Origin of the sequence: Bdellovibrio sp. HCB185ZH, assembly GCF_047302455.1 — a bacterium.
In the GTDB taxonomy this organism is placed as follows: domain Bacteria; phylum Bdellovibrionota; class Bdellovibrionia; order Bdellovibrionales; family Bdellovibrionaceae; genus Bdellovibrio.
This window is the reverse complement of sequence record NZ_CP178624.1, coordinates 378,056-404,122: the sequence shown is the minus strand read 5'-3', so window position 1 is coordinate 404,122 and position 26,067 is coordinate 378,056. Positions and strand designations below refer to the sequence as shown.

At 45.6% G+C, this 26,067-nt stretch carries 28 protein-coding genes; 9 read left to right on the top strand and 19 right to left on the bottom strand.

Features of this window, described 5'->3' with window-relative positions:
• Window positions 1-75: 75 nt before the first annotated feature.
• The 6 genes from ftsH to ACLSU7_RS01970 all read right to left on the bottom strand — a co-directional run bounded on the left by ftsH (window position 76) and on the right by ACLSU7_RS01970 (window position 5,633).
• A complete protein-coding gene (gene ftsH / locus ACLSU7_RS01995; RefSeq protein ID WP_413293847.1) occupies window positions 76-2,031 on the bottom strand; it encodes an ATP-dependent zinc metalloprotease FtsH in 1,956 nt (651 codons plus the stop codon).
• Between the two features lie 140 nt (window positions 2,032-2,171).
• The gene (gene tilS, locus ACLSU7_RS01990; protein ID WP_413293846.1) at window positions 2,172-3,152 is read right to left on the bottom strand and encodes a tRNA lysidine(34) synthetase TilS; all 981 of its coding nucleotides are present in this window, start codon (window positions 3,150-3,152) and stop codon (window positions 2,172-2,174) included.
• On the bottom strand, window positions 3,149-4,498 hold the full coding sequence (locus ACLSU7_RS01985; protein WP_413293844.1) for an aldehyde dehydrogenase family protein: 1,350 nt from the start codon (window positions 4,496-4,498) through the stop codon (window positions 3,149-3,151). The genes tilS and ACLSU7_RS01985 overlap by 4 nt, the downstream gene beginning before the upstream one ends.
• Before the next feature lie 61 nt (window positions 4,499-4,559).
• A complete protein-coding gene (locus ACLSU7_RS01980; RefSeq protein WP_413293843.1) occupies window positions 4,560-4,793 on the bottom strand; it encodes a hypothetical protein in 234 nt (77 codons plus the stop codon).
• 47 nt (window positions 4,794-4,840) lie between these two features.
• The gene (locus ACLSU7_RS01975; RefSeq protein WP_413293842.1) at window positions 4,841-5,212 is read right to left on the bottom strand and encodes a hypothetical protein; all 372 of its coding nucleotides are present in this window, start codon (window positions 5,210-5,212) and stop codon (window positions 4,841-4,843) included.
• Window positions 5,202-5,633 carry a type II toxin-antitoxin system RatA family toxin gene (locus ACLSU7_RS01970; RefSeq protein ID WP_413293841.1) on the bottom strand — a complete coding sequence of 144 codons (432 nt, stop codon included), beginning with the start codon at window positions 5,631-5,633 and terminating at the stop codon, window positions 5,202-5,204. The genes ACLSU7_RS01975 and ACLSU7_RS01970 overlap by 11 nt, the downstream gene beginning before the upstream one ends.
• 172 nt (window positions 5,634-5,805) lie before the next feature.
• Here ACLSU7_RS01970 and ACLSU7_RS01965 point away from each other — a divergent pair, with 172 nt between their 5' ends.
• Window positions 5,806-6,171 (top strand): response regulator, encoded by a 366-nt coding sequence (locus ACLSU7_RS01965; RefSeq protein ID WP_413293840.1) that lies wholly within the window; start codon window positions 5,806-5,808, stop codon window positions 6,169-6,171.
• A gap of 12 nt (window positions 6,172-6,183) precedes the next feature.
• Here ACLSU7_RS01965 and ACLSU7_RS01960 read toward each other — a convergent pair whose 3' ends face one another.
• The 5 genes from ACLSU7_RS01960 to ACLSU7_RS01940 form a co-directional block, all read right to left on the bottom strand.
• Complete coding sequence (locus tag ACLSU7_RS01960) at window positions 6,184-7,551, bottom strand: ATP-binding protein (RefSeq protein ID WP_413293839.1); 1,368 nt, start codon at window positions 7,549-7,551, stop codon at window positions 6,184-6,186.
• A gap of 188 nt (window positions 7,552-7,739) precedes the next feature.
• Window positions 7,740-8,114 (bottom strand): hypothetical protein, encoded by a 375-nt coding sequence (locus ACLSU7_RS01955; RefSeq protein WP_413293838.1) that lies wholly within the window; start codon window positions 8,112-8,114, stop codon window positions 7,740-7,742.
• Window positions 8,115-8,555: 441 nt separating this feature from the next.
• Window positions 8,556-8,852, bottom strand: coding sequence for a hypothetical protein (locus ACLSU7_RS01950; protein WP_413293837.1), 297 nt, complete (start codon window positions 8,850-8,852; stop codon window positions 8,556-8,558).
• 3 nt (window positions 8,853-8,855) lie between these two features.
• Window positions 8,856-9,824 carry a class II fructose-bisphosphatase gene (glpX, locus tag ACLSU7_RS01945; protein WP_413293836.1) on the bottom strand — a complete coding sequence of 323 codons (969 nt, stop codon included), beginning with the start codon at window positions 9,822-9,824 and terminating at the stop codon, window positions 8,856-8,858.
• Window positions 9,803-10,213 (bottom strand): acyl-CoA thioesterase, encoded by a 411-nt coding sequence (locus ACLSU7_RS01940; protein ID WP_413293835.1) that lies wholly within the window; start codon window positions 10,211-10,213, stop codon window positions 9,803-9,805. The genes glpX and ACLSU7_RS01940 overlap by 22 nt, the downstream gene beginning before the upstream one ends.
• A gap of 68 nt (window positions 10,214-10,281) precedes the next feature.
• Between ACLSU7_RS01940 and pgsA the strand changes: the two genes are divergently transcribed.
• Window positions 10,282-10,845 (top strand): CDP-diacylglycerol--glycerol-3-phosphate 3-phosphatidyltransferase, encoded by a 564-nt coding sequence (gene pgsA / locus ACLSU7_RS01935; RefSeq protein ID WP_413293834.1) that lies wholly within the window; start codon window positions 10,282-10,284, stop codon window positions 10,843-10,845.
• Between the two features lie 165 nt (window positions 10,846-11,010).
• Here the strand turns inward: pgsA and ACLSU7_RS01930 are convergent, their stop codons facing one another.
• Together ACLSU7_RS01930 and ACLSU7_RS01925 are read right to left on the bottom strand one after the other, a co-directional pair.
• On the bottom strand, window positions 11,011-11,967 hold the full coding sequence (locus ACLSU7_RS01930) for a hypothetical protein (protein WP_413293833.1): 957 nt from the start codon (window positions 11,965-11,967) through the stop codon (window positions 11,011-11,013).
• The gene (locus ACLSU7_RS01925) at window positions 11,967-12,275 is read right to left on the bottom strand and encodes a hypothetical protein (protein WP_413293832.1); all 309 of its coding nucleotides are present in this window, start codon (window positions 12,273-12,275) and stop codon (window positions 11,967-11,969) included. The genes ACLSU7_RS01930 and ACLSU7_RS01925 overlap by 1 nt, the downstream gene beginning before the upstream one ends.
• 138 nt (window positions 12,276-12,413) lie before the next feature.
• On the opposite strand from ACLSU7_RS01925, the gene ACLSU7_RS01920 reads away from it, so the two are divergent.
• Both ACLSU7_RS01920 and ACLSU7_RS01915 read left to right on the top strand, forming a co-directional pair.
• Entirely contained in the window at window positions 12,414-13,853 is a 1,440-nt protein-coding gene (locus tag ACLSU7_RS01920; protein WP_413293831.1) for an anion permease, read from the top strand.
• A gap of 98 nt (window positions 13,854-13,951) precedes the next feature.
• Window positions 13,952-14,839 carry an MBL fold metallo-hydrolase gene (locus ACLSU7_RS01915; protein WP_413293830.1) on the top strand — a complete coding sequence of 296 codons (888 nt, stop codon included), beginning with the start codon at window positions 13,952-13,954 and terminating at the stop codon, window positions 14,837-14,839.
• A 539-nt stretch (window positions 14,840-15,378) separates the two neighbouring features.
• Here the strand turns inward: ACLSU7_RS01915 and ACLSU7_RS01910 are convergent.
• The 5 genes from ACLSU7_RS01910 to ACLSU7_RS01890 all read right to left on the bottom strand — a co-directional run bounded on the left by ACLSU7_RS01910 (window position 15,379) and on the right by ACLSU7_RS01890 (window position 18,250).
• Window positions 15,379-15,504 (bottom strand): hypothetical protein, encoded by a 126-nt coding sequence (locus ACLSU7_RS01910; protein WP_413293829.1) that lies wholly within the window; start codon window positions 15,502-15,504, stop codon window positions 15,379-15,381.
• Window positions 15,504-16,295, bottom strand: coding sequence for a hypothetical protein (locus tag ACLSU7_RS01905; RefSeq protein WP_413293828.1), 792 nt, complete (start codon window positions 16,293-16,295; stop codon window positions 15,504-15,506). Before ACLSU7_RS01905 ends, ACLSU7_RS01910 begins: the two co-directional genes overlap by 1 nt.
• Before the next feature lie 113 nt (window positions 16,296-16,408).
• Entirely contained in the window at window positions 16,409-16,876 is a 468-nt protein-coding gene (locus ACLSU7_RS01900; protein ID WP_413293827.1) for a hypothetical protein, read from the bottom strand.
• A 251-nt stretch (window positions 16,877-17,127) separates the two neighbouring features.
• A complete protein-coding gene (locus tag ACLSU7_RS01895) occupies window positions 17,128-17,748 on the bottom strand; it encodes a phospholipid scramblase-related protein (RefSeq protein WP_413293826.1) in 621 nt (206 codons plus the stop codon).
• A gap of 13 nt (window positions 17,749-17,761) precedes the next feature.
• Complete coding sequence (locus ACLSU7_RS01890) at window positions 17,762-18,250, bottom strand: hypothetical protein (RefSeq protein WP_413293825.1); 489 nt, start codon at window positions 18,248-18,250, stop codon at window positions 17,762-17,764.
• Between the two features lie 35 nt (window positions 18,251-18,285).
• Between ACLSU7_RS01890 and ACLSU7_RS01885 the strand changes: the two genes are divergently transcribed.
• The 5 genes from ACLSU7_RS01885 (at window position 18,286) to ACLSU7_RS01865 (ending at window position 24,468) form a co-directional block, all read left to right on the top strand.
• A complete protein-coding gene (locus ACLSU7_RS01885; protein ID WP_413293824.1) occupies window positions 18,286-19,074 on the top strand; it encodes a hypothetical protein in 789 nt (262 codons plus the stop codon).
• A 210-nt stretch (window positions 19,075-19,284) separates the two neighbouring features.
• On the top strand, window positions 19,285-20,925 hold the full coding sequence (gene pgaB / locus ACLSU7_RS01880; protein WP_413293823.1) for a poly-beta-1,6-N-acetyl-D-glucosamine N-deacetylase PgaB: 1,641 nt from the start codon (window positions 19,285-19,287) through the stop codon (window positions 20,923-20,925).
• A complete protein-coding gene (gene pgaC / locus ACLSU7_RS01875) occupies window positions 20,922-22,151 on the top strand; it encodes a poly-beta-1,6-N-acetyl-D-glucosamine synthase (protein WP_413293822.1) in 1,230 nt (409 codons plus the stop codon). The genes pgaB and pgaC overlap by 4 nt, the downstream gene beginning before the upstream one ends.
• Complete coding sequence (locus ACLSU7_RS01870) at window positions 22,135-22,581, top strand: hypothetical protein (RefSeq protein WP_413293821.1); 447 nt, start codon at window positions 22,135-22,137, stop codon at window positions 22,579-22,581. Before pgaC ends, ACLSU7_RS01870 begins: the two co-directional genes overlap by 17 nt.
• Window positions 22,582-23,475: 894 nt before the next feature.
• Window positions 23,476-24,468 carry a PAS domain-containing protein gene (locus tag ACLSU7_RS01865; protein ID WP_413293820.1) on the top strand — a complete coding sequence of 331 codons (993 nt, stop codon included), beginning with the start codon at window positions 23,476-23,478 and terminating at the stop codon, window positions 24,466-24,468.
• A 42-nt stretch (window positions 24,469-24,510) separates the two neighbouring features.
• On the opposite strand, the gene ACLSU7_RS01860 is transcribed toward ACLSU7_RS01865, so the two are convergent.
• A complete protein-coding gene (locus tag ACLSU7_RS01860) occupies window positions 24,511-26,061 on the bottom strand; it encodes a methyl-accepting chemotaxis protein (RefSeq protein WP_413293819.1) in 1,551 nt (516 codons plus the stop codon).
• Window positions 26,062-26,067: the final 6 nt, after the last annotated feature.

The window sequence follows — 26,067 nt, the reverse complement described above, 5'->3', positions numbered from 1 at the left end:
AAGATGCCCAATCAAAAAAGTAATGGGGTTAAAGCACAAAAAGCTCCGAGTTTCCCCGGAGCTTTCAAAGATTCATTAAATTGTTACTGGCCCGGTGTTTCCAACTGGATCAGATCCAGAGGAATCATCTTTTTTGCCGACACCCGAAGCTGCCGCCAATGCCAGGTTTGTGTCGCGGCGATTGTTTCTGTATTTTTCAATTTCAGAAACCGCAGCGCCGTTGATCATCATATCAACTTCATGACCATCAATAGTTTCATACTCAATCAAGGCTTGAGTGATTGACTCAAGAGCTTGCTTGTTCTCAGTCAGGATGCGAACCGCAGTTGCATAACCGGTATTGATGATTTTTGAAACTTCCGCATCGATCTCTTCCGCTTTCGCTTCCGAGTATTCTTTGTGGGCTTGATGACCATATTGCATACCCAAGAACACTTCGCCGCCTGATTTCTCAAACGCCAAAGGTCCTAGTTTCGACATACCCCATTCGCATACCATACGGCGAGCGATGGAAGTGGCGCGTTCGATATCGTTACCCGCACCTGTCGTAACATCTTTAAAGATCACTTCTTCCGCCGCACGACCACCGAATAAGAAAGCAATCATGTTTTCAGCAGTCGATTTCGACAAAGACACGGATTCTTTCTCGGGAAGAGTTTGAGTGACACCCAAAGCCATACCACGAGGGATGATCGTTACTTTATGAATCGGATCCAAACCACTCAGTTTTCTGTTCACCAGCGTATGACCCGCTTCATGGTAAGCAGTTACCTTTTTATCTTCATCAGAGATAACCATGGATCTTCTTTCAGAACCCATGATTACTTTGTCTTTAGCTTTTTCAAAGTCTTCCATCTCAAGATACTTTTTGTCTGTACGAGCTGCCACAAGAGCGGCTTCGTTCACAAGGTTCTCAAGGTCTGCACCTGAGAAGCCCGGAGTACCACGAGCGATTTTAGAAGTATCAACGTCAGGTCCCAGCGGAGTCTTACGCGTGTGAACGCCCAAGATCTGCTCACGACCTTTAAGGTCAGGTTTGTTCACAACCACGCGGCGGTCGAAACGACCTGGACGCAACAAAGCTGGATCCAGAACGTCAGGACGATTTGTCGCTGCGATCATGATAACGCCTTCAGATGATTCGAAGCCGTCCATTTCTACTAGCAATTGATTCAGAGTTTGCTCACGCTCGTCATGACCACCACCCATGCCGGCACCACGATGGCGACCTACGGCATCGATCTCGTCGATGAAAATCAAGCAAGGAGCATTCTTTTTACCTTGTTCAAACAAGTCACGAACACGGGAAGCACCCACACCCACGAACATCTCTACGAAGTCAGAACCAGAGATCGTGAAGAATGGAACACCAGCTTCACCCGCAACGGCGCGAGCAAGCAATGTTTTACCGGTACCCGGAGAACCCACCAAAAGAACACCCTTTGGAATACGGCCACCCAGTTTTGTGTATTTCTTAGGATCCTTCAAGAAGCTTACGATCTCTTGAAGATCGTCTTTCGCTTCGTCAACACCAGCTACTTCTTTGAACGTCACACGATTTTTGTGCTCTGTTAAAAGACGTGCACGGGATTTACCGAAGGACATCGCTTTACCACCGCCGACTTGAATCTGGCGCATGATAAACAGGAACATCGCCACGATCAGAATCAATGGCAACCAATTCACGATCAATGATTGGAAGAAACCACCGTTATCAGCGCGCTCGTAATTTGGCGTGATACCGTTTGCTTCCAAGAATTTGAAACCTTCGTCTTGAGTATTACCCACGATTTGGAAATGAGTGCCGTTGTACTTTTTCTCAAAGTCAGGCTTCATCTCACCGATGATCTCGCTGGTCTCTTGACGGAAAGTTACGGAAGCCACTTCTTTAGCTTTTACCGCTTCTGTAAATTTAGAATAATTGAACTCGCCAATCAGTCTTTGGTGTTTGCTCTCATAGGCTTGAAACAAAAATACAGCCATGATGATTAGGAAAAACCATAAGGCTAGCGTTTTCTGTGTAGATCGCATTTCGATTCCTTTCGCTCACTTCTCTCATCCAGATAGAACCATCTTAGACTAACAGAAGCCCCGAGCTAATTAAAGCAACTTATCGCAGTTTTCTCGAGAGGGAAAAGCACCGCCTAAAGGGCGGGCAACTTGGACTCAAATCAAGACTCGACCTTGATTTGCTGCGCGTTAATTTCCCAATCACAACCACTGACCTTAAAGCTGATCACTTTTTGCGGTTTGTCTAGGCGCTTTTGAATTTCCTCGAGTTGAGATTGTGAAAAATCTCGTTTTCCGAGGGAAAACAAATACTGCGCAAGCAGACGGCGCTGCTCAAAGGGCGATAAAGTCAGATAGAATGCTCGAGAAAGTCCTTCGACGTCCTGTGGTTTATTAGCCTCATTTTGACTCAGCAAATCAGTTCCTGGCTTGTGCTCTAACGAATGAAGCTCCTGAGCCAGGGTTTCCAAAGAGCGAGCTAAACTGTTCACTGCGCCCTTCTGGCGTTTTTCTAAGGACTTTAGCCAGTCTTCCCGGACCCAGTTTCGGAACGGGTCCAGGAGAGCATTAGAAGGATCTTCGAATGCGCGCAGCTTTTCAGACCGCAAATACTTGCGGAGCTCTGCTTTCGGTGTCTCCAAAAAAGGTCTGAACACTCCGCCACTGTAGTAAGACATGGCAATAAGCCCCTGCGCCCCCGTCCCGCGCACGATACGCATCAAACGTGTTTCCAAAAGATCATCCGCATGATGTCCTGTCGCAAGAACTTCAAAACCTTCCTCTTTTTGTAAACGAGCCAAAGCCTCGTAGCGTTGATCGCGGTATTGGGCTTCTGACTTAGCAAGGGAGCGAGATTTTAAAACGAAAAATTGCACATTTAATTTCTTGCAAAGCTTTTCACAAAAAAGCTGAGCCTCCTTGCGGTACTCCTGATTTTTATCATCGCCATGATGGAAATAACAGGCACCCAGGTTTTCTGATTTCACCACTTTGGCTAAAACAGCCAAGGTCGCAACGGAATCCGCCCCGCCCGACAAAGCCACTAGAATTTTTTTATCTTGCAGATCGTATTTTTTAAGTAACTTCCAAACCTGGTGATCCAAATCCTGCTTGGGGCGCGCACTCCCCGTCAATTTCTTCACTCAACTGCTCCCACACCAACGGTCTTGATATTTACAAACTCCATAATTCCAAAATGCCCCAGCTCGCGCCCGTAACCAGAATCTTTCACTCCCCCAAAAGGAATGCGCGGATCAGATTTTACAAAGTCATTCACCACAACGAAGCCTGCTTCCATTTCTTTTTCGATAAGTTCTTTTCCTTTTTGCAGGTCGCGCGTAAAGATCCCGCCACCCAAACCATAAGGAGAAGAGTTCGCTATCTCCATGGCTTCCGTCGCATCTTTTGCGACAAAGACCAGGGCTACGGGGCCGAAAACTTCCTCGTGATGAACGTCAGAATTATTTTTTTCAAATAGGACCAGGGAAGCTGGATAAAAAGCGGCGGGCCCCTGCGGAGCCGTTCCTCCGAAGATCACTTTACCACCCCAGTTTTTTAATTTTTCCACTTGAGTAATAATGGTGTCCTGAAACCGCTTACTTGCTAAAGGCGCTAGTGGAAGGATCTTCATTTCATGTTCCATCGCCGTCAGGAATTCCTGCAGGACTTTTTCGACCACGATAAACCGTTTACCCGCAACACAGCTTTGCCCGCAGTTTTGTAAACGCGTTTTGGCACAGGCTTTTGCTGCTTTATAAATATCCGCATCTTCTAAAACGATATAGGCGTCACTGCCACCTAACTCCAGAACGATCTTTTTCAAATTTTTCGCAGCCGTGGTTGCCACAGCACGCCCGCCTTCTGTACTTCCGGTAAATGTGATTCCTCTCACCATAGGATGAGAAATGATTTTTTCAGCCACCGTGTGATCGACTTGGCAATTGCGCAGCAACGTGAGATCGGACGTCAGGTCTTTAAAGATCTGACCGATTTTTTCAGACACACCCGCGGTTAAATCGGCGTGTTTTAAAATAATCACATTCCCCGCCATCAACGAGGGCGCTGCAAAACGAAGCACCTGCCACAAAGGGAAATTCCAGGGCATGACACTGAAAATCACACCCAGAGGGGAAAAGCTGACTTCAGCATCTTTATAGGGGGAGGCGCTTTTTTGATTCGCCAGCATTCCGGCCGCCTCTTTGGCGTAGTACTCGCAGGTGATGGCGCATTTTTCAACTTCGGCTTTGCCTTCGGGAATAAGTTTTCCCATTTCCAGATGCATCTGCAGGGCCAGATCATCGCTGTGTTTACGAAGACTAGCCGCGAGATTGTTAAGGACTTTCGAGCGTTCTGCGAAAGAATATTTCCGCCATTTTTCAAAATCTTTTTTTGCATCAAGAATCATCAACTCGGCTTGTTCCCAAGTGACATGATCAAATTTAGAAAGCTGTTCGCCTGTTGCCGGATTTACCGTAGAGAATGATGCCATCGAAACCTCCCAAGCCGCCGAACGGATCTACCGATCGCTCCCTAGGATAGTCACATACGATTTAGAGAGTTGTAAACACCTGATAAAATGACACAGCGGTGCCGACTAAGAACACCGAAGTCATCAGCGCCCACGCCATTATTTTGTAGCCCTTGCCAAGTTGCATGGCTCTGTGGGCATAAGGTCTTTGGTTGGCAAATATTGGGATCGGTGCAACCACTGCATGAATCAACTGGCGACAACAAAAACAAAATAAAACAACCGATATAAATGTCAGGATTTCCGTTTCCATCATGACATTCTTATCGGTCGCATTTTTCTCAACTTGAGACGGACAACAGTCTAGGTCTCTTCGTTTTTAGATTCTTTGGGATCTTTCTTGATGATATCGATTTCTGCGGAGATTTTAAATTTATGCGTCTCTGCGAATTTAGAAAACTCTTTTACGAAATCGATTTTTTGAATGATGCCGACGACTTCCTTGGTCACACGCTGGGTGATTTCGTCTTTGGATTTATTCGCCCCCTGAATCAGCAGATTCAGGGCTTCCTTTGGAAGTTTCAGTTCAGAAAGATAACTTTTAAGACCGTCTTCGCTCATGAATGCGGCAGAAACTCCCGCCGTAAAGACTTTCTTAACAGTATCACCCAACAGACCTTTTATATCTGCAGGGCTTTCTTTTTCATCTTTCTTAGAACCGGAATCAGACGCCATACAATTGCTTCACTCGTTTGTGGTAAGAGCTCATCATGTTCGGCAAATTTACACTCACCAAAGCATTGGCGATAGGACCTGGGACAAACATGTTAAACGTCGCTTCCACGGTGTACGTAGCGCGAGTTTTTCCAGCTTCGTCTTGCAATTTCCAGGAGCCTACAGAGGTCTTAAACATATCTCCTGAAGCAAACTCCCACGTAATGCCAGTTGGTGGAGTTTCCGTCATCCACAAGGCATATTTGAAGGATTTAACGACCGATACGTTGTATTCAACGAGTTTGCGATTGCCTTCAGTTTTTAAGACTTTGCATTGTTTAACCTCTGCCAAGAACTCATGGTATTTTTCATAGTCAGAGATGATTTTAAAAAATTGCTCAGGGGTGCAGTTGAAAACTTCTGTGGTTGATGCTTTTGCCATATGCAAACACTGTGACTTTCAGATCACATACAGTCAACGCTAGCCTAGACCACCCCTACGGATGCGCCAGAATCCTTATGTTACATCGACTTAATCTTGCGTTCGACGTCGGGCTCTTAACTGGACAAGGCATTAAAGCTTGCTTATACCGGAGGCTGAAAGGAGTTAAATCATGAAGCACAAGATCCTCATCGTCGACGACGAAAAAGACTTACGTGATTTGATCTCCTATTTCCTAACTCGCGCCAACTACGAGGTCGCACTGGCTGAAGACGGCTGCGTGGGCTTTGAAAAAGTAAAATCCTGGAATCCCGATCTGGTTATTAGCGATATTCGCATGCCCGTTTGCGATGGCTTTGAGCTTTTGAAGCGCATTAGCGATGTTCCAGATGACGAAACTCGCGTGATGTTTATTTCAGGCTATGTGGGTGGCGACGAAGACGAACTTCGAAAAAATCCCCACTGTGTGGGCTTTATTCCAAAGCCAGTGAATAGAGCTGAACTCTTGGAAATGGTCAAACAAGCTCTGCCCGCTTAAATTAAATAATATCTATTTCGGAAGACGGATCACGAAAGACGTGTGCTCGTGCTCTGTATCTACGTAAAGTTGTCCGTGGTGTGCTTCGATCAAACCTCTGGAGATACTTAAGCCCAAGCCTGTGCCTTTACCAATTTCTTTCGTCGTATAAAAGGGTCTGAAGATTTCCGCCTGTATCTGGGGATCGATTCCCGCGCCACTGTCTGTGATGCGAATTTCGATTTGATCTTGTAAATCAGCGACATCAATTGCGATCCACTTTTTTGGCAAATCACGAATGGCTTCAAAGGAATTATTCAAAAGATTTAGCATGACCTGGGAAATTTGCACGGGACGGCAACGCAAAACCAATGTCGTTGGTGCTGGCAAATGCAAGTCCACGTTTGCGAGTTTAAATTTCTCATAGCAAAGTGAAAGCGTATTATCGATTAAAGTTTGCACCGGAATCGCTTCGATGGGATCTTTGGCACCGTCACGTGCAAAACTGCGCAGACCGCGCACGATCGTCGCAATTCGATTTGTCGTGGATTGAACTTTTTCAATCGAAGCTTTCATGGTTTGACGATCCAGCTGACCGTCTTCCAGAAGTTCCATTTGTTGTTCGGCCGACAGCAAAATCACGTTCAGTGGCGTATTGATCTCGTGGGCGATCCCTCCGGCCATTTCCCCCAATGAGGCTAACTTGGCAGAATATTCGGCACGGGATTTTTGATTTAACAATTCATCCTGCGTGTTTTCCAATTGTTGAATCGCGAGAGTCAGATTTTGCTTTTCAATGTTAAGAGCTTCTTCGGTTTCATAGCGCGTGACCATGCTTTGATAAAATTCTCGAGAATTCCCGTACACGTACACCACAAACGTAAAGACGAAAATAGTCCAAACCCCGTAAGGCAGATCGCCTTGATGGTTTGAAAGTGCCAAACAGACTCCAGGAATGACTCCAACCAAAATTAAGAAGTAGGCTGAAATCCTCGGACTTAAGGAAAGAGATGTCGCCGACCCCGCCATGATGGCGCTGACCAAAAAGCTTGTAACAAAGATTTTCGAGTCGGGATTCATGGGATCCCAAAACCCCATCGAGCAAAGAATGCCCAGGCAAGTTGAACTAATGAGAATCAGGACGCCGTGAAGCCAAGCCCACTTATAAAGTGCTTTTAACCCATCACGACTAACGATAATCCCTATGATCAGTCGTAAAGTACTGCAGGCTAAAGCGAGCCCCGCCGCCAATTGATGCCACAGGTAATAAGAAGGTGTGGTCGCGACGGGTTTGATCAATAGAATCGAAAACACCACCATAAAGCCGACCGCTGCCGCTTTACTTCGACGGCAAAAATCCAATTCAATATTATCCAGTACGGCACGGCTCAGAGCTTTCATCTGATTTGACCTTAACAGACGTACGAAATGCTGTCATCAGCGCGACTCCAAATTCACAATATTGTGTGGTAAATTGCGGCGAGCTTTGTACGCATGACTAAAAAAGAAAATGCACGGCATTTCAAGTCGTGCATTTTCACTCGAGCGTCCGTCGTTAGTTTAACTCTTTCTCACTCGCAATTTCTTGCTTAGTGAGTTGAATTTTTACCACGTCTTTCGCTGGAATTTTCTCTTATTGAACTTTCATCGTCTGTTCGCTCAAAATCCACGTCCTCTTCATCTTCATGAAGCGCCTGCTGACTTCCTGTTTTTGCCTGATTCACTTGCGAACCGCGCAGTGAACGATCAGCTTCTGTCGCGCCTTGTGGATTGTTTTGGGAAGCATTTTGAGCGGGAGACTCATCTTCCTCTGGCCAATTGCTGTCTGCTTGAAATTCTTCATCAGGCAGCTGACCCGATTGATCAGAGTGATATCTTTTATGAGTGTCCTCAGAAAATTTCGGAGGCACATCAGATTTCGGCATACTTGTATTCTGTTTTTGAGGCATCTCTCTGTTAGGCATCTCACCCTCCTTTAAGAAAACTCACAGTTACAAATACAATCCTAAACACAAAATCAAAAAGAAACCACCGACTCAAGCCCCCTTTTACATTTCGATTAAGCAAAGAAAAAAACCATAGTCCAAAAACCCACCAGCCCAAAGCCCCCAGCGAGTGCGCCAGCACAAGCACCCCTCTCTCAGCGAGCGCAAAGCGCAAGCGCCCCTCTTCCCAGCGAGCGCAAAGCGCAAGCTCCCCCTCCCAAACGCAAAACAGAAATGGTCAAAACAATGCAAGCGCAAGGCGGAGGGTGCTCGCTGCCACGCAGGCGTACTCCAAGTACGCCGAAGAGCAAGCGAGTGCCCGATCGAAATCGCAGGATGCGATTTCGAAGCGTCAGCCCGAAGGGTTTGGGACAGGAGTCCCAAACACAACGCAGTCGATTGCATTGTTTTCACCATTTCCTACTTTTTAAAATTGAACAAAGCCTCGGCGGCTGCGCGAAGTTTCGCAGCTTGATCTTCTTGGCCCGCTCCGCCTTTGCGCGGAGTGAAGTAGTCGCAAAAGTTGGCGCGATCTTTTTCGCGCACGACGTCTGCCGAAGTTTCACGGCATTCGTTATAAACTTTTGGATCATAGAAATCGCAGTTTTTGCAGACGTGCACATCGGCGCGACAGTGAGGGCATTCCTCACGACGGCCGATATTCCCCGAGAAGGACAATTCTTTTTTGCAACTGAAACAAAAAAGCTGCGCACTCATGACTTAGTTCTTCTTGTTTTTCTTCCAAGTGAAATCATGGAATGATTCAATTGTGCGAATTGTGCCCGTTTGAGAACGCATCACGATTGAGTGGCTCTTCGCCTTTCCATCCGGAAGGAAACGCACACCTTTTAACAAGGAACCATCTGTGATCCCTGTTGCAACGAACATCACAGAACCACTTGCAAGCTCGTCACAAGTGAATTTTTTGTCCAAGTCTTTTAGACCCATTTTTGAAGCGCGAGTTTTTTCTTCTTCATTTCTCCACTTCAAACGACCTTGGAAGTCACCACCCAAGCATTGCATCGCTGCTGCCGAGATCACGCCTTCCGGTGCGCCACCGATACCGATCAACAAATCGATACCAGAATCAGGCCATGCCGCAGATACAGCGGCAGAAACGTCACCATCCCCGATCAACTGGATGCGCGCGCCGGTTTTACGAACCTCATCAATCAATTCTTTATGACGAGGACGGTTTAAGATCACAACAGTCATGTCGCTCACTTCTTTACCCAAAGCTTTAGCCACCGCTTGAACGTTTTCAGTCGGAGTTTTATCGATATCGATTTTACCTTTTGCGCCAGGACCACATGCAATTTTATCCATGTAAGTATCAGGTGCATGAAGGAATTTTCCCTTTTCAGCAACAGCGATCACAGAGATGGAACCCGGCCCACCTGTGGCGCAAATAGTAGTCCCTTCGAGTGGATCTAAAGCGATATCCAATGCCGGAGCATCGTCAGTTTTAGTTCCTACTTTTTCACCGATATAAAGCATCGGAGCCTCATCACGCTCCCCTTCACCGATGACGACCGTTCCGTCCATGCGAAGAACATCGAAAGCTTTTCTCATGGCATCCACGGCTGCAGCGTCAGCGGCTTTTTCGTCGCCTCTTCCCATCCAACGAGCGGATTCCAGTGCTGCTGCTTCTGTGACACGTACAAATTCTAAAGCCAGGTTTCTGTCCATGATTCTTTCTCCACTGCGGCCTTGATATTGGCCGGTAATCTCATCAATTTTAAATCTTTATCCAAGGCCACATGCACTGTTTGAGCAACAGAACACGTCGTGCCCCCACGCCCGCGCATGCGGTACTGAAAAATCAAACGGCTTAGCTCGACACGAGCTTGAACTTCGATTTCCAGATCGTCGCCAAAGAAAGTCGGCTTCAAATGCTTTACCTGGGTTTCATAGACCGCAAAGTAACTGGCAGATTCCGGTTTTTGATAATCGATCAATCCCTTGTCGATCGCCCACCCGACCCGCGCTTCTTCATAAAAACGCAGGTAATTGCTGTGATGGACAATTCCCATGAGGTCTGTTTCGTAAAACTGCACTTTATGACGATGAATAAACATTGATTATTTCTAGACTAAATTGTTAGTTTAAGTCTACGCATTATTTTTTCGCGCGATTTGGAGAATGCATGCAAGTCACTGAGTGGCAAAAAAAGCTTCCCATGAGAATCACCATGAGCCGCATCTTTATGGTGCCGCTTGTTGTTGGAGCCATGTACCCCGACAAATTGGGATGGAATATCGTCGCGGCGATTATCTTTATGCTGGCTTCTATCACTGACTATTTTGATGGCTACTATGCCCGCAAATACGGTGCTGTCAGCAATTTCGGTAAATTCATGGACCCGATCGCGGATAAAATCCTGGTCACCAGCATTCTGGCAATGCTTCTTGCTTTGGGTAAAATCGACGCCTGGATGGTGATCATTATCCTGGCCCGTGACAACTTTATCGGGGGCATCCGCTCCGTTGCCGCAGCAGATCAAATCATCATTGACGCCAAGCCAGCTGGAAAATGGAAGACCGCCATGCAAATGGTGGCCATTCCCTGTGTAATTATTGGAAACATTGACCAATACGTGCCCTATTTGGACAAAGTTGGCTACGGGGTCTTGTGGGTAAGCGTCATTTTGAGTATAACTAGCGGTATTGAATACTATGTTGGTTACTTAAAGAGCAAAAAAAGCTCCTAGGAACGTATGCTTTTACACCTTTCACCAAGCAATTGGTTTTTCATCTTCTTGGCTCTTCTTTTGAGCAGCTACTTGAAGATCGCTTCTGCAAAAACGCAGAAGCCGGTGTTTTTTGCATCCGCTTCCAGCTCCGTTTACCGCCTTCTTTCTTCCGATCGCTAAAATCTAAAATAGCGCTGTTAACTGTAGCTTAAGATAAGGGCTTGTGCCCAAATGAATCGCATTCTTGGGACTGATATCATAGTTCTCGTCCTGAAAATAACGGCGATCAAAGGAATATCCCGCTTCCATTTCCGTCATGAACTGCTGAGAAAGCGGCGTTTTAAATCCGATATAGACCCGCTTTTCATCGTAAAACAGACGCTCTTTACGATTCACGCGTCCATATAGATAATAAGTGGACTGAGAAAAATCGAGCCCTAACGACGCCTTCATTGGACCCGCAATAGAATAATCCACAGAAGTCTTAACCACCCAAGGAATCAAAGTGAAAAAGTTCAGAGACCATCTGTCGACAAACTCCCAATAAATCGTCGCAAACGGGGCCCCGAATGTTCCACGGAAAGTTTTAGATGGCGTATAAATATAGGCAAAACCTGGAATGGGAATTTCATTTAAGATGGGACGATTGTTGGAGTAGTTGACGAGGTAAATCCAACTCCCCTTTTCATCGACAGGATCGATATAAAAGAAATTTCCCCCAATGGTATCGACCGAGGGATCTTTAAAGGGTTTATCGCTGGCAGAACCGAAATTTCCGTTCAGCGCCCAGTATGCTTTTTCATCCACCATGCGGGTATAAGTTAATCCAACATCAAATTGATACAGATCCGGCATCGCCGTTTGATCGGGATACAAATCCATCCAGTGCCCTAACATGCTGACACTGTAGCTTTCTTTTTCTGATTTATAAACCGGCACACTTGTGATGACGGTTCCGCGATTTAAACTCGCTTTGCCATCCGTGGAATTAAATGTCGTGTCTGGTTGGATGGACCCAGTATAGGTCAAAACTCCACGCTGCTTAGAGGGCGGCATCAGACCAGAAAACATTTGAGCGCTCGCTGCGCAGGTTGAAAAAATCAGTGTGATAAACACGTATCTAGAAAAGTAATTCTTCATTAAAAATCCTGCAGTCCTAAAATATCTTTGCAAATATCCATCTGGCGATCGATTTCAGCGACAGCTTTTTGCAAACGCAAAGCATCTCTTTCATCGACTTCCGCCTCGAGTGCTGCCAGCACAATGGGATGCTTTTTCAGCCAGGCCCCTTGTTTAGAAGCATAATTTTCGGGAACGCCCGAACGAAACGCCGCAAGCCTCGCATTCCCATCGCGAAGATACTCCACGATGAATTTCAAAGTCTCCAAAGTCAGGAGCTTGCGATGAGCTTTTAAACGAGATGAGAAACCGACTTGTCGAATGCGCATGGAAAGATGATACATAGCAAAGCACTTAAGGCAAACATCTGACGTTTAGCATGACGTTGTTTTTTTGGTTAAACTCAAGTTCCTTTACACTCAGAAACAACTCCTTTACGCTGTTTCTATCCGTGCGAAAGGATTCTCATGAATAAAGATCAGGAAATGAACTATAAGGCCTGGTTGGCTGTGCTTATTTTGGGTGGACTTATTTGGATCACTCCGCCGCCGACAGGACTTAAAGAAGGTGCTTGGCATTTATTTGCGATCTTTATTTCAGCGATCTTCGGCATTGTGATCAAAGCGGCAACGATGGGAAGTATTTCGATGATCTCCATCGCCTTGGTCGCGGCCCTGCAATTGCGCGCACCCGGCGATATGTCTCAATCGGTAAAATTAGCATTAAGCGGATTCGGTAACGGCACGATCTGGATGATCACAATCGCCTTTTTCATTTCCCGTGGATTTATCAAAACCGGATTGGGTAAAAGAATTGCATATTGGTTTATCGTAAAGCTAGGTGGAACCCCCTTAGGAATCGCTTACGGTTTGGCGTTTTCGGATTTGGTTCTAGCTCCCGCCACCCCCAGTAACACAGCCCGTGCCGGCGGTATCTTGATGCCGATCATGAAATCCATCTCGATGGGATTTGGTTCAGACCCTGCAGATCCGAAAACTCATCGCCGCATGGGGGCTTACTTAACTTTGAATTCTTATTACGCAAATCTTTTGGGTGCTGCGATGTTCATCACGGGAACTGCTTCCAATTCCATGTGCCAAAAGTTTGCGAAGGATTTGGGCGTGGAAATTTCCTGGGGTGGCTGGGCCCTGGCGGCTTTGGTACCGGGCCTTGTTTGTCTGGCTTTGACACCGTGGTTGCTTTTCAAAATATATCCGCCGGAACTTAAAGACACTCGGTCCGTCCAACAGGAAACCAAAGGAAAATTAAAAGAACTGGGCGCCGTCACTCGTAACGAGTGGCTGATGGTCGTGGCCTTTGTGATGCTTTTGGTAATGTGGATCTTTGGACCGCAGTTGAAAATTGATGCGACTGTGGGTGCCATGATTGGACTTTCATTCCTGCTGCTAAGTGGTGTTTTAACCTGGGAAGATGTGAAAGGTGAAAAAGGCGCGTGGGATACCATGGTGTGGTTCTCAGCCCTGGTGATGATGGCAGAAGGTTTAAATCAATTGGGCTTCGTCAGTTGGTTTAGCGGAATTGTAAAAGCCGAATTGGGGCATCTGCCATGGTACTGGGCCTTCCCGGCTGTGATCCTAGTTTACTTCTACACTCGGTATCTGTTTGCGAGCGCCACCGCTCACGTGGCTGCGATGTATTCAGCAATGCTCGCTGTAGCAATTGCTGTCGGCATCGAGGGAAAACTCGTGGCCTTGATGTTGGGCTTCACCGGATCTCTTTCGGGCGTTCTGACTCACTATGCGCACGGACCTGCGCCGATTTTGTATGGTGTGGGCTATGTTGATCTGAAAGATTGGTGGAGAATTGGATTTATATTTTCGATTGTTTACATCATTATCTGGATGGGCTTAGGCGCTGCTTGGTGGAAGGTGTTGGGTATTTACTAACCTTTCGTTCGACACGCCCATGTATTAAAGACGACTTTCCAAGAAAACTCCCGAAGCAATTTTCATTTGTGCTGAAATCGAATCGCGAGGGAGTTTTTATGAAGGTTCATCACCTTAACTGTATTTCATCATGTCCTTTGGGTGGTCATATGATGGATGGTATTACGCCAACATCATTTGAGAGAGCACATATCTGCAATCATTGCTTGTTAATAGAAGGCGCTCACGGCCTGACGTTGGTAGATACGGGCTTCGGCTTACGTGATGTCGCCAATCCGTCCTCTAGGCTCAGTAGTTTTTTTCTCTTTATGAACAAACCCGATTTCATCGAATCCCTCACGGCCATTCGTCAAATTGAAAAATTGGGTTTTAAAGCCTCTGACGTGCGCGATATCGTTTTAACCCATTTGGATTTTGATCACGCAGGAGGACTGGATGACTTCCCCGAGGCGCGTGTGCATATGTTAGATTTGGAAAAGCGCCACGCAGAGATGCGGAAAACCTGGTTAGACAGGCAGCGCTTCCGCCCTCAACAGTGGAATTACAAACAAAACTGGCAAACTTATTCTTCGGCTTCTGGAGATACCTGGAACGGATTTGAAAAAGTCACTCCCATCACCGAGCTTCACGACGATATTGCATTGATTCCTCTTGTCGGTCACACCCACGGACACGCAGGAGTCGCCGTTAAATCTGAGCGTGGGTGGATGCTGCATGCGGGTGATGCGTATTTCCATCGGGACGAAATGAATTTTAAAAATCCTTCGTGCACGCCAGGGATGCGCATGTACCAGACACTTATGGAAAAGGATCGAAAGTCCCGTCTGCAAAATCAGGACAGACTTCGAGCATTGAAAAAAAATCTGGTCGATGAAATCGATCTTTTCTGTGCGCATGATCCAATTGAACTTGAAAACATGCAGCAGCCTTCGATCCGCAACCAACCGGCTCCCGATATATCCGTGAGCCCTTTTGATTTGACCTAAGCCACAGGCTCTGCTGCCGACTCCCAAAGCTCTTCTTTTAGCAGCTCTTTTTCGTGGAGCCCGAGCTCCTTCATATAGTCTTTGATCAATTCAATTTTTAACATCCTGGATGTATGAGCATCCATCTCCAATGTCTGAATGATTTGATCCAGCCGCGAAGTTGGAACGGTTTGTTTTCCCGTCAAAATGCGGGAGACAAAGCTGGGATTGACCGATAGGTCCTTGGCAAAATTGCGTAATGAATATTTCGGATTTAGATTCTGTCTTCTCTCTAAAGCTGATCTTAAGATGTGATGCACTCGACTCACTTGTTGTCCCTACCCCTCAGTGTCACTTTGCTCCCCTGCAAAGCTGATGAAAGATAAAAAGCAATTCGTATACCAACAGTCTATGGAGCCGTTTTAATACTGTTGCGTTTCAAAGCAACAGCTCAACAGCACAAAAAGAAAAACCCGATACATTTCTGTACCGGGTTTCATAAATTATAAATCAAAAGTTCAGGAAACGACTATCTGCCGTTTCCGTACATGGGAATCGGCCTATCTGCCGTTTCCATGCGGAGGTTGGTTACCAGAACCACCAGAAGATCCGCCACCTGCGTGAGCACTTTGGCCTGCGCCAATAACTAAAATAGAAGCAATAAGTAGTGCGATAAATAGTTTCATTATTCATTCTCCAAAAGCGTATCGATCGCCGTGAAAGCAAAAACTGGAATATTTCCTTTTGCTTCAGGTTTTTCGAGAAGCTTTACGCGTTCTTTAAAAGCACGCTCTTCAATCAAAATCCATTCACGATATGTCTCTTCGCTAATCGATTCGAAATAGACATTCATTAAGTTCGCGAAGTTAACGTCGGAGTTACCCGGCTTTAAGTATCGCTCTGTGAGCCTGATTCCTACGGACTTAATAGTTTCCGCAGAAAATGGTGCTCTCACCTCACCTTGCCCATAAAGTCCATTCCCGAGGGGTCGGAGAACTTTTTGGTCAATCATGCGTTCGAGCACGCCTAAACCATAAGAACCGAATCTCTGTTGGACAAAATTAGCATCGAAGGGGCGAGTTTCAGCCAGAACATAAAGCTCCGTGAAACAAGGATCTTTCTGCAAATCTGCTTCAAGATCAAAATTAAAACGATGAAGGGGCGAAGACTTTAATTGTGGATCCGTCTTTTCAAGCTTTTCGCGAACCGAAGGTGGAACCTTCGTCACTAGATGAGTAAGGTCGCGGGTATCAAGCAAGCAGGAATACAATTTGTAAAGAGTGGAGTAATTAGGATTGTGAGATTTCTCTCGCAATCTATTCAGCGTCTTTACGTGAATCTGGGACTTCGTCGCCAACAAACTTAGACCCTTTTTCGGGTCCTTGAAACGCAATAAGTAAGTCTCAATATCCTGGGACACTTGGTCCGGAATTGAACTTACCGTTTGGCGCTCGTTTAGTTCGACGTTAATTTCCATTGTTCCCCATCAATCGATGGCTCTCACTATCTCAGGACGGGGTTCAATGCAACGAGACAAACGACTTTCGGGGCTTGGTGTCAAGCCCCGGAGTCCTAACTAACAGTAAGTAATTACTGGCAGTTTGGTACGTTCAATTGTTTTGTGAACAAGAACTTTTCGTAACCGTTTTTAGTGTTAAGAACTTTAGAAACTTTAGCGTCTACAGTTAGAGCGTAAGTTCCAGAGATAACTTTGTCAGCGCAAGTGCGGTGTTTACCGTTAACGTTCCATTCGCATTCCCAAGCAGTACGAGTGTAGTTGATTGGAGTAGTCAAATATTTAGAACCTTTGTAAACTTCTTTACGGTAGTTGTCACCGATAGTGATAACGTCGTATTGAGCAACTGGCTTTTTAGTGCGAAGGTTAGCACCGTCTACGCATACGAAAGTGTAGTCGATAGCAGAACCCATGAATACTGTGCCAGCTTCGATTTTGATTGTTGGGTCTTTTTCAAGAACTTCCCAAGAAGTGTCAGCAGAGTAGTTAGCTGCGAATGCAGAAGAAGAAACCAATAGAGCGATCATTGCTACGAATTTCATTGTTATTCCCTTTGTTAAAAGTGTTTTTGTTTTAAAAACTTGTTCGTTTCGAATGAGATGGTGTTTCTACTTTTCCGCCGAAAATGTAAATTCGAAACTAAAGGGTGTTTTTGGATTCTTGGACAGACCAAACTTTGTCCAAGGTTTGTCCGGACAAAGTTAAATGTGTCCAGCGTTAGGCCCGGCTTTTAAGGCGCGCAGCACAAGGATCTTGAGAAGATTTTGATAAACGGCGCCTGATTTTATGGGTTTTACGAGTTTGCTTTACGCTCAAAGTATTGAAGGTCGATGAAAATGGCGGACGCTAGGATCAAGCTGCGCTCTTCGTCGGAGAGTTCTGCGCGACCGAACTCCACTTGGAAATTATCCGCATCCATAAAGGCTTCTTTAAAGAGGCCTGACCACTTCTTTCTGATCACCGCAACCTCTTGATTGCTTTTAAATAGAGGGAATGTCCAAAATTGAAGAAAGCCTGATTCCATTTTCATAAGTACACGGCCATTAGGAGTTTCGATATCAAACTTCTTACGAAATATACCAAAACGCTGTTGAAGAGCTCCAATATATTGCCCATGAGTAGAGAAGACTTCCAGTCGTTGAAAAAAAATTTTAAAGGGGTGTTTTACGATGAAAACCTGCTGACGTTGGTTATCAAAAAAGTGCAGTTCAAAGCTGCGCCAGTGACCCAAAAACTGTCTGATCAAAAGTCCCAAAAAGCCCTTTTGTTGTTCAGCGCAGTAACCAATCACCGTCCCCTGCTGATCGCAAATCTCGTACTTGTTGCGAGTTTCAAATCCAATCAACTCGGCCAATTCCTTACGCTGACGAATGATCAATTGATTCTGGTTTTTAAGAGCTTCCAGCAACGACATAAATCAATCCTTTTTACTTACCGACCTGTTGGTACCATTTAAATTGTTTGCCATCCCAGTACAATGTTCCAGAGGAAGCGAATTCTTCTGAAAGTTTCAAACTATCCCCTTTGACCGAAGGAGGTTTTGCAGCACCTTTGATTGCGGATTTTTCGATTTGACCTTTATAAAGTTCCCAGATGTTCATCCACATCAGGTCCTTCAGCCCTCTGACTTCCTTGTTTCCCGCTCCGACCACCACCTCTTTGCCCGAGCCAAACTTTATTCGAATGCCTCGTTTGTGCTGCTTTTCCACCAGTTCGGCGGTGTCCTCTTTGCTGTCTCCATCGAAATCGCCTTTGATGGAACAAGGTTGAGCAAAACAATGAGGCTTGTAGTCTTGAGCCAAAGCTGGACAACCGATGAAAAACAGGATGAGTGTTAACAATGATTTATTCATAGATTTATCATTCAAAACAAACTGGCTAATGTCATGATCTTTGTCATAGTTTTTTAAAAACATGTCGCTCTCCCCGCCACTTGATTATTCTGAAACCAATGAAGATTGAAGTGCTGTATGGACTCCATCTTTTTCTGATAGTGGCCATCTTAATAACTCTTTTGATTTTATCTGGAGTTGTGGGAATGGTTCTGGGTCATTGGCAGATAAAAGCCAAATGGCTTGCGGACGTAGAAACCAACTTTATTCCATCAACAATCCTGGGATTATTAGCTCTCGTTTTGGGGTTTACGTTTTCCATGGCGGTATCCAGATACGACACCCGCCGCGACCAAATTGTTAAGGAAGCCAATTCCATTGGTACGGCCTATCTGCGGGCAGAGCTGATGCCGGATCAGTATCCAGAACAAATAAAGTCTTTAATTAAACATTATCTGGACGTTCGCATTCAATTTCATGCTGTTAAAGATGATCTCATTAAAGACGAAGAAATCGCCGCTCACACCGCAAAGTTTCAGACTGAAATTTGGAAACTGATGGTGGATATTTCTCGCACCCATAACACCCCCATCACCGCCCTTACCGTAGCCGCCATGAATGAAATGTTTGATGCCGGTAGTGAGCGAACATTCGCCTCAAAAAATCGCATTCCGGAATTGGTTTTTCTGCTGTTATTTTTGGTGGCCGGAATTGGAGTCGCCTCCATGGGGTTCATAGAAAGTGTGCGTAACGAGAAGCCGTTTTTTAATGTTGTCGTTCTATCGATATTATTTGCCCTAGTTATCGGTCTTATTTTGGACATCGATCGCCCTCAAAAAGGGTTTATCCAAACCAATCAACTCCCCTTGCTGGAGCTTCGGGAAAGCCTCAATCAGGAATCCCGTTGAAAATATTCCCACGCCTAAATTAGCCCGCGGCTTGGGGTCCCCTTAAAATCGTCCCCGCATCCTCCAGATTAAAAGATTTTTATCTGTTTGCGAGGTTCTTTTCAGACGCGGGCCCTTCCTAGGACATTTGTTGACGCCTTGCTTGATCTAGATTACAAATCTGCCACTTAAAAAACATCGGAGTAATCCTCCGTAAGCGGTGTAAAAACGATGACTTCCGTCCAAGACGTGAACTTTCAAAATCTGATGCTGAAATCGATCCGATTTCTTATCTCATCGCTTGCCCTGCTTTGTGGTGCTGTTGCGACAGCACAAGTTCTGAATTCTCCCGCCATGACCTCTGCTCCACCAAATTCTTTTGCGGTTCTTTGCTATCATGACGTCAGCACAGGCTTTGTCGGCAACGAGTTCAGCATCCGCAGAAAAGACCTGGTCGACCAATTCGATTACTTAAAAGCACACTACAACGTCGTAAGTCTGCAAGACATTATCGATGCCAATCACGGCAAAAAAACTCTGCCACCAAAAGCTGTATTGATCACAGTGGATGATGGCCTGGCATCCTTTTACGAGAATGTTTATCCGTTGTTAAAACAGTATAAGTACCCAGCGGTATTTGCTGTTGTGACGAAGTGGACGGAAGACGGTGCCGCTCCCGATTATGGCTTTAAAGATTCCAATCCCAAGATGGCGAACTGGAAACAGCTTAAAGAAATGATGAAGTCAGGATTGGTAGAGGTCGTCTCTCACACGCACGATTTGCATCAGGGCCAAGTCTTTAATCCTCAAGGTAACCAGGCAGCGGTTGCGGGCTATTTCAAATACGATCCCACGACAAAGTCTTATCAATCCGAAGAGGAATTCGTTAGCCGCGTTCAAGCCGATCTTAAAAAGAGCAACGAGGCCCTTAAAAAGCACCTGGGTAAAGACAATACCGTTATTGTTTGGCCTTACGGTCAATCCAATGGTCTTTCTCGCAAAGCCGCAGAAGAAGTCGGCATGAAAATCCAGATGAGCCTGCGCCCTGGCCTTAACAACGCCAGTGACATCTCTCATATCGGTCGCGGTCTTGTGATGTCGACGATGGAGATCCCTCAGTTTGCGACAGTTCTGGAAAATGCTTTTAACGATCAATTTCCAATGCGAATGATTCGCGTCGACATTGATAGTTTCTGGAAAAACACAGAATCCGAAACTGAACAGGGTTTGGGTGACTTGCTGGAAAAGGGTCTTGCCCTAGGACCTAGTGCTGTTCTGATTAAAGCGCTTTCTGATTCAGGCGACGCATACTTTGCGACTGATAAGATGAAAATGCGTGGCGATTACCTAAATCGCACGGCCCACACGATGAAAAATCGCGCGCGTGTGGCATACGCTTACGCACAATTCCCTCAATCCTTTTTGAAAAACCCGGAATTGGCCACTTCTGCGATTCGTGACATGGCGAAATTTACGGACTTGGATGGCGTCTTTTTTGAGGTTTCCCCGAAAGACAATCTGGCAGGAATTCCGTTTCAAGCTGTGATCTCGACAGCTCAATCTATTCGTCCTCGTTGGAAGTTTGGAATCATTGGCCAACAGCCTTTAGATCCGAACATGTTTGACTATGTCATGCTGACTAGCGCCCAACTGGAAAAAGCCAAAGCCTTGCCAGGGGCTGGAATTGTTGCGGCTAAAGAAATCGTGTCTTTACCAAAAGACTATAAATCTGATGCCGCTCACCAAATTGCCCAAGGTTATTTGAATTTATACTACGACGTGAACTTTAAAGGATTTGAACCGGATGCAGAATTTAACAGTCTGTTTTCGGTGATTAAAAGCATCCCTCAACACAAGGGAGAGGCAAAATGATTATCTCTTATCTGCCTGCGATTTTGAAATTCCTGTTCCTGGTGATTCCTTTCATGCTGCCTTTGATCTGGATTATGGGCGCTTTCGTTTTCTATTTTAAAAGAGAACGAAAACGTTTGGAGTTGTCTGAGTTTTCAGATCAGCCCTACACTATTTTGATTCCTTGCTATAACGAGGAAAACTGCGCGGAAGCTACGATCCGTTCTTTGGATCACTTGCCTGCTGATAAGTGCGAAATCATCGCCATCAACGACGGCAGCCGCGACAAAACGCAAATGGTTCTTGAGCGACTGGCGATGACTCGTCCTCATATGCGCGTAATCAACCTGGTGCAAAATCGCGGTAAGGCTGCGGCTTTGACTTTGGGTGCGATGGCAAGTCGTTATGAATTCATCCTTTGTATTGATGCGGATTCAGAATTGGACGCGCAGGCCCCTCGTATTATGCTTGAGCACTTCCGTGACGAGCATGTTGCCGGAGTGACGGGAAATCCTCGCGTAAAAAATCGTGGCACTCTTGTAGGACGTCTGCAAGTGGGCGAGTTTTCTGCGTTGGTGGGTATGATCAAACGTTATCACCAGACTTTGGGTCGCCTGTTCGCATTGTCTGGCGTCTTGGTGATGTTCCGTAAATCCGCGATTGAAAGCATTGGTTATTGGGACACAGACACGGTCACTGAAGACGTGGGTATCAGTTGGAAACTTCAGACTTCTGGTTGGTCTTTGAAATACGAACCGAAAGCAAAATGTGACGTGCTTATGCCCGACACTTTGAAAGGCCTCTGGAAACAAAGGCTTCGTTGGGCGCAAGGCGGTTTCGAAGTGGTTCTGAAGCACGGTAAATCTGTTCTTAACAGCCGCGACGTGGGTCTTCGTTTGATCCTTTTGGAATATATCTTTTCTGTGACTTGGGCCTTTATGTTGCCTGTGACGATTCTGTGCGCTTTGTTTGGAACGAACTTGCACGACATCAACCCAAGTTATGCGATTTTATTGACCGGTGTTATGAGCTTCACCCAATTCCTGGTGGGCTTATTCCTGCACGGTCGTTACGAGCGTTCAACGGGCCTGGGCTTTGTGGCTATCTGGTACCCGTTTGCTTATTGGATGATTAATAGTTTTGTTTTATTTGTGGCGATCCCGAAAGTACTGTTTGGCCCAAAACGCCAATTCAGTTCCTGGATCAGCCCCGATCGTGGCGGAGTGACTTATGCGAAAATTGATTGAAACTGGATGCACACTAATTCTATGGGCTGTTTTCATCAGCGGTAGCAGCATTGCTATCTTTGACTTCTTCTTTAACGTCGATGCGTCCGAGAAGATTTCTTCTCACATGCTGGTGATTGGCTGGGCGCCCTTTTTTGCAGTTCTGATTTTCGGTGCGATGTTATTCCTGGTGCGCGTTTCAAAATACGATAACACCAAGAAAGCTATCGCTAGCGAACACACTGTTCAGTGGTCTAAAGAAGAACTTGCTCTGGCTCAAAACGGCAAAGTCGTTGATTTGCATTTCGCAGGTGCGGGCCTGGCTTGCCAGGTTGTGACACGTGATGAAGTTGCAGCGGTTCTGCATGCTGAGAACAAAACAGTGCATGTGACAGTTGCAGCACAAACGAACGAAGAATCCGTGATGGGATTGGTTCGCCAAGCTTTCTAATTTGCGATTTCTATATTTCAATTATGATGAGCCTGTCTTTTAACGAGGACAGGCTTATTTTTTTGCTTATCGTCCGAAAGACTCAGCCACGGCGGTCGTAAATAACACGAAAAAACAGCCCGAAAAAAACACGTGAAAATCCGTTGTTTCGAGTTTGTCGACAAGACTGATACCACTGCCTAAAGCGATCATAGCGGTAAAGTATATTGATTCTTTTCTGCGTAATAAATGTAATCCCACATAAGTCATGTAAACAAACTAAACTGTGTTGTCATTCGATTTTGTTTAGATGCGGCTTGTAAATTGCTTTGCTCTATCCCCGATCTATAAAAGATCCCTCAGGATCAATATATCGATTTTGAGGTCATGAAGGGGCGCCTTTCCACGCGCATCGACGACAACCTTATTTCCAAAATGACGGTATTACTTTTTACGGGCAGTGGCTTTTGCTCAGGAAGTTTACTCAGCCCAACCATCATTATTACTACTGCTCACTATTAAGCGAAGGAGTGATCCGAATCCTTCACCTTCCAAAGACGGAAACAATCCCACTTGGATGTTTTCGCATTTGCATTGCGGGGTTTGGCGCTCATTCGAATGAGTTTAATCAGGACCGACAATCGATGGCCAGTTTCGCAACGGGGAAAATTCACTTGGTGGGCGTGAATTTCATTTGAAAAACAAAGAGCTTCATTCAAATAACGAGGACATCAACATCGAGGGCCTGTCCCTCTGCAAAACAGGAAATATCTCCCTTACGAAATATGCGACATGCAATCCACCTCCAACGTCGAACAAGTATAATTCAGAACAAAAACCCACGAAGAAATACCTGGGGTTTTGTTCTTGAAACTTTAGCTGAGTTTATGCTCCAATGCCACTGTGAGGGGTCACTTGGATTCGAATCAAAAGACAAAGCCAATTGAGTATTTCAATTTCTGGCAGATACAAAACAAGATGACTTTGTTTTCTTTGATCGCCATTTTGGCCTTGGCGGCGCTTTTTGCCATCGGCAACGTGCTTCTTCCCGAATACAGAACTATTCAATTCGTTGTTTTTATCGTGCTCATCCCGACTCTTGCCTGTTTTGGTATTGCGACCTGCCACGCTTCAAATCTAGAGTCTTCAAAGGCCAAACGAGTTTATGGGATCTTACTTGAGCGCCTGTCTGAAACCGAAGGTTCGCAACTGACTCTGGATCGTTTCTTTTCTATCTCGAGTGACCTTATGGCTGTCGCTGGAAAAGATGGCTTACTTAAAAAAGTCAGCACCTCATTGGTGAACACACTGGGATACAGCGAAGAGGTTTTACTTACCACACCATTTTTTGAGTTCCTTCATCCCGACGATAAAGAAGCCACTCGCAAAAACATTGAAGCGTTAAATCTGGGTTTGCGCTCGATAGGATTTGAAAATCGTTACAAAGCTGCAGACGGAAAATTCAGAACTCTTAGTTGGAGTGCAGCCGCTGATATCGAGTTGGGTGTTCGTTTTGCATCCGCGCGTGACGTGACCGATGAAAGAAATTTTCAAAAACGCATGGAACAAATCCTGGATGCGGCCCCGTTTATTTTGATGGTCAAAGATATTGATGGCATTATCATTGGTTGCAATGAAGCCTTGGCGCAATCTTTGAGTGTTCCTAAAGAAAAGCTTCTGGGACAGAATGCCAGAAATTTTATGACCAAAGAGTCCTTCGCAGCCACTCAAGCGCAGGAAGCCATCGTCCTTAAGTCAAAGCGTCCTCTTACATACGATGAAGATCTCTATGAAGAGGGTGAAGCCTCCACTTATCGATCGACCATTTTCCCTATCTTTGATCAAGATGAAAAAATCATTTCTTTGGGGAAGGTTTCAATTCATCTGGGTACAGTCAAACCATCTTAGTTAGTGAAAAAAAAGGCACCGCATGCGGTGCCTTTCTTTTTTTTAGAAACCAGAAACATCACTCAAACCGCGATCCGAAACCTTAGCAGTCTGCAGGTGACGAACCTTGGCCGCAGGTTTTGTCACTTCCTGCTGCTGCGAAACGTTTTTCTTGTGTCCATCAATCAAAGCTTTCAAGTCGCCAACAAGCTCAGACAAAGCCACGGCCTGTTGAGACATTTCTTCGGACGCTGCTGCCACTTCTTCTGAGGAAGCTGCATTTCCTTGCGTTGCCTGATCCAACTGATTCATGGCTTTCGTGATTTGCTCTAAGCCCTCTGCTTGCTCCTTGGAACCGCTGGCGATTTCGTTATTAAGCTCGCTAACTTTTTTAACTGCAACCAGGATTTCATTCAGAACGACGCCGCTTGCGCTTGCCACTCTAGAGCCGTGCTCTGTATTTTCCACGTTCTCTTTGATCAAAGACGCAATTTCTTTTGCAGCAACAGCGCTTCGTTGTGCAAGACTTCTCACCGCTTCCGCTACGACAGCGAAACCTTTGCCTTGCTCGCCCGCACGAGCAGCCTCCACTGCGGCATTCAATGCCAGCAGATTTGTTTGAAAGGCAATATCATCGATCACATTGATAATTTCCTCGATCTTCTTAGAACCAGAGGCAATTTGATTCATGGAACTGATTAGCTTTTTAATTTCAACTTCCCCATTTTCCGCTGATGTGCGGGATTTTTGAGAAAGAGAGTTTGCTTCCTGGGCGTTGCCAGTATTGAGTTTCACCATGCTTGTCAGCTCTTCAATGGAGGCAACTGTTTCTTCTAACGAAGCCGCGGCCTCTGTTGAACCTGACGACAAATTCACACTTGCCGCCGCCAACTGAGTTCCACCAGCGGATGTTTGCTCTGCGGCCCCCATAACAGCGTCACCAATTTTCGTAAGGGCTTTGGAAAGCGAATGAGCAAAGAAGAAGCCCACCACCAACGCCAATAGCAAGCCGACCATTGAAATACTTACTGCGACAGTTGATGCGAACTTAGCAAAATCTTTAGCGCTTGCTGATTTGTCTTTTAAAACATCATTATGGAAATCGATCAGCTCTTGCACGCTTTTTGTGAAGGCAGCCGCTTTCTTAGAGCCATCGCCCACCAACACGCGATACATTTTCGCCTGACTTTCTGTCGTTTTATCATCTGACAAATCAATCGCGTTTAAAGCAGAAGCTTTAAAGTCGTTCCAATTAGCATCGACTTTATCGAACATCTCCCTTTGTCCAGGGATGAACCCTAGGCTCATGTAAGCTGCACGATTTTTTTCATAATTATCGATTGAAAGCTGCGCTGTTTTAATAGCATCAGCAGCATCTTCACTAGTGACTCCATCGACTCCTAAAATCATGATATTAATTCGCAGTCGTCGATAGTCAGCTAGCATGCTAGACGCGTAAGTCAGTTTTGGAGAAACCTTGTCGGCGACAAAACTGTATTCGCTATCGACTTTGCCAAGGGAAAAGAATCCGGTGAAACCCACCGTAAGAGTTATGGCGGATAGAAATCCACACAAAACCAACAACTTTGCTTTTAAACTAAAACCCGAAAACACGGAACA

Excerpts from the sequence above, each read along its gene's own strand:
- glpX (WP_413293836.1), bottom strand. The coding sequence starts at position 9,824 with ATGGACAGAAACCTGGCTTTAGAATTTGTACGTGTCACAGAAGCAGCA.
- ACLSU7_RS01920 (WP_413293831.1), top strand. The coding sequence starts at position 12,414 with ATGAATAAAGATCAGGAAATGAACTATAAGGCCTGGTTGGCTGTGCTT.
- ACLSU7_RS01975 (WP_413293842.1), bottom strand. The coding sequence starts at position 5,212 with ATGGCGTCTGATTCCGGTTCTAAGAAAGATGAAAAAGAAAGCCCTGCA.
- ACLSU7_RS01955 (WP_413293838.1), bottom strand. The coding sequence starts at position 8,114 with ATGCCTAACAGAGAGATGCCTCAAAAACAGAATACAAGTATGCCGAAA.
- ACLSU7_RS01885 (WP_413293824.1), top strand. The coding sequence starts at position 18,286 with ATGAAGATTGAAGTGCTGTATGGACTCCATCTTTTTCTGATAGTGGCC.
- ACLSU7_RS01980 (WP_413293843.1), bottom strand. The coding sequence starts at position 4,793 with ATGATGGAAACGGAAATCCTGACATTTATATCGGTTGTTTTATTTTGT.
- ACLSU7_RS01970 (WP_413293841.1), bottom strand. The coding sequence starts at position 5,633 with ATGGCAAAAGCATCAACCACAGAAGTTTTCAACTGCACCCCTGAGCAA.
- ACLSU7_RS01900 (WP_413293827.1), bottom strand. The coding sequence starts at position 16,876 with ATGAAATTCGTAGCAATGATCGCTCTATTGGTTTCTTCTTCTGCATTC.
- ACLSU7_RS01940 (WP_413293835.1), bottom strand. The coding sequence starts at position 10,213 with ATGTTTATTCATCGTCATAAAGTGCAGTTTTACGAAACAGACCTCATG.
- ACLSU7_RS01915 (WP_413293830.1), top strand. The coding sequence starts at position 13,952 with ATGAAGGTTCATCACCTTAACTGTATTTCATCATGTCCTTTGGGTGGT.
- ACLSU7_RS01930 (WP_413293833.1), bottom strand. The coding sequence starts at position 11,967 with ATGAAGAATTACTTTTCTAGATACGTGTTTATCACACTGATTTTTTCA.
- ACLSU7_RS01965 (WP_413293840.1), top strand. The coding sequence starts at position 5,806 with ATGAAGCACAAGATCCTCATCGTCGACGACGAAAAAGACTTACGTGAT.
- ACLSU7_RS01985 (WP_413293844.1), bottom strand. The coding sequence starts at position 4,498 with ATGGCATCATTCTCTACGGTAAATCCGGCAACAGGCGAACAGCTTTCT.
- pgaC (WP_413293822.1), top strand. The coding sequence starts at position 20,922 with ATGATTATCTCTTATCTGCCTGCGATTTTGAAATTCCTGTTCCTGGTG.
- ACLSU7_RS01910 (WP_413293829.1), bottom strand. The coding sequence starts at position 15,504 with ATGAAACTATTTATCGCACTACTTATTGCTTCTATTTTAGTTATTGGC.
- ACLSU7_RS01870 (WP_413293821.1), top strand. The coding sequence starts at position 22,135 with ATGCGAAAATTGATTGAAACTGGATGCACACTAATTCTATGGGCTGTT.
- ACLSU7_RS01895 (WP_413293826.1), bottom strand. The coding sequence starts at position 17,748 with ATGTCGTTGCTGGAAGCTCTTAAAAACCAGAATCAATTGATCATTCGT.
- ACLSU7_RS01905 (WP_413293828.1), bottom strand. The coding sequence starts at position 16,295 with ATGGAAATTAACGTCGAACTAAACGAGCGCCAAACGGTAAGTTCAATT.
- ftsH (WP_413293847.1), bottom strand. The coding sequence starts at position 2,031 with ATGCGATCTACACAGAAAACGCTAGCCTTATGGTTTTTCCTAATCATC.
- ACLSU7_RS01890 (WP_413293825.1), bottom strand. The coding sequence starts at position 18,250 with ATGTTTTTAAAAAACTATGACAAAGATCATGACATTAGCCAGTTTGTT.
- ACLSU7_RS01960 (WP_413293839.1), bottom strand. The coding sequence starts at position 7,551 with ATGAAAGCTCTGAGCCGTGCCGTACTGGATAATATTGAATTGGATTTT.
- pgsA (WP_413293834.1), top strand. The coding sequence starts at position 10,282 with ATGCAAGTCACTGAGTGGCAAAAAAAGCTTCCCATGAGAATCACCATG.
- ACLSU7_RS01950 (WP_413293837.1), bottom strand. The coding sequence starts at position 8,852 with ATGAGTGCGCAGCTTTTTTGTTTCAGTTGCAAAAAAGAATTGTCCTTC.
- ACLSU7_RS01925 (WP_413293832.1), bottom strand. The coding sequence starts at position 12,275 with ATGCGCATTCGACAAGTCGGTTTCTCATCTCGTTTAAAAGCTCATCGC.
- pgaB (WP_413293823.1), top strand. The coding sequence starts at position 19,285 with ATGACTTCCGTCCAAGACGTGAACTTTCAAAATCTGATGCTGAAATCG.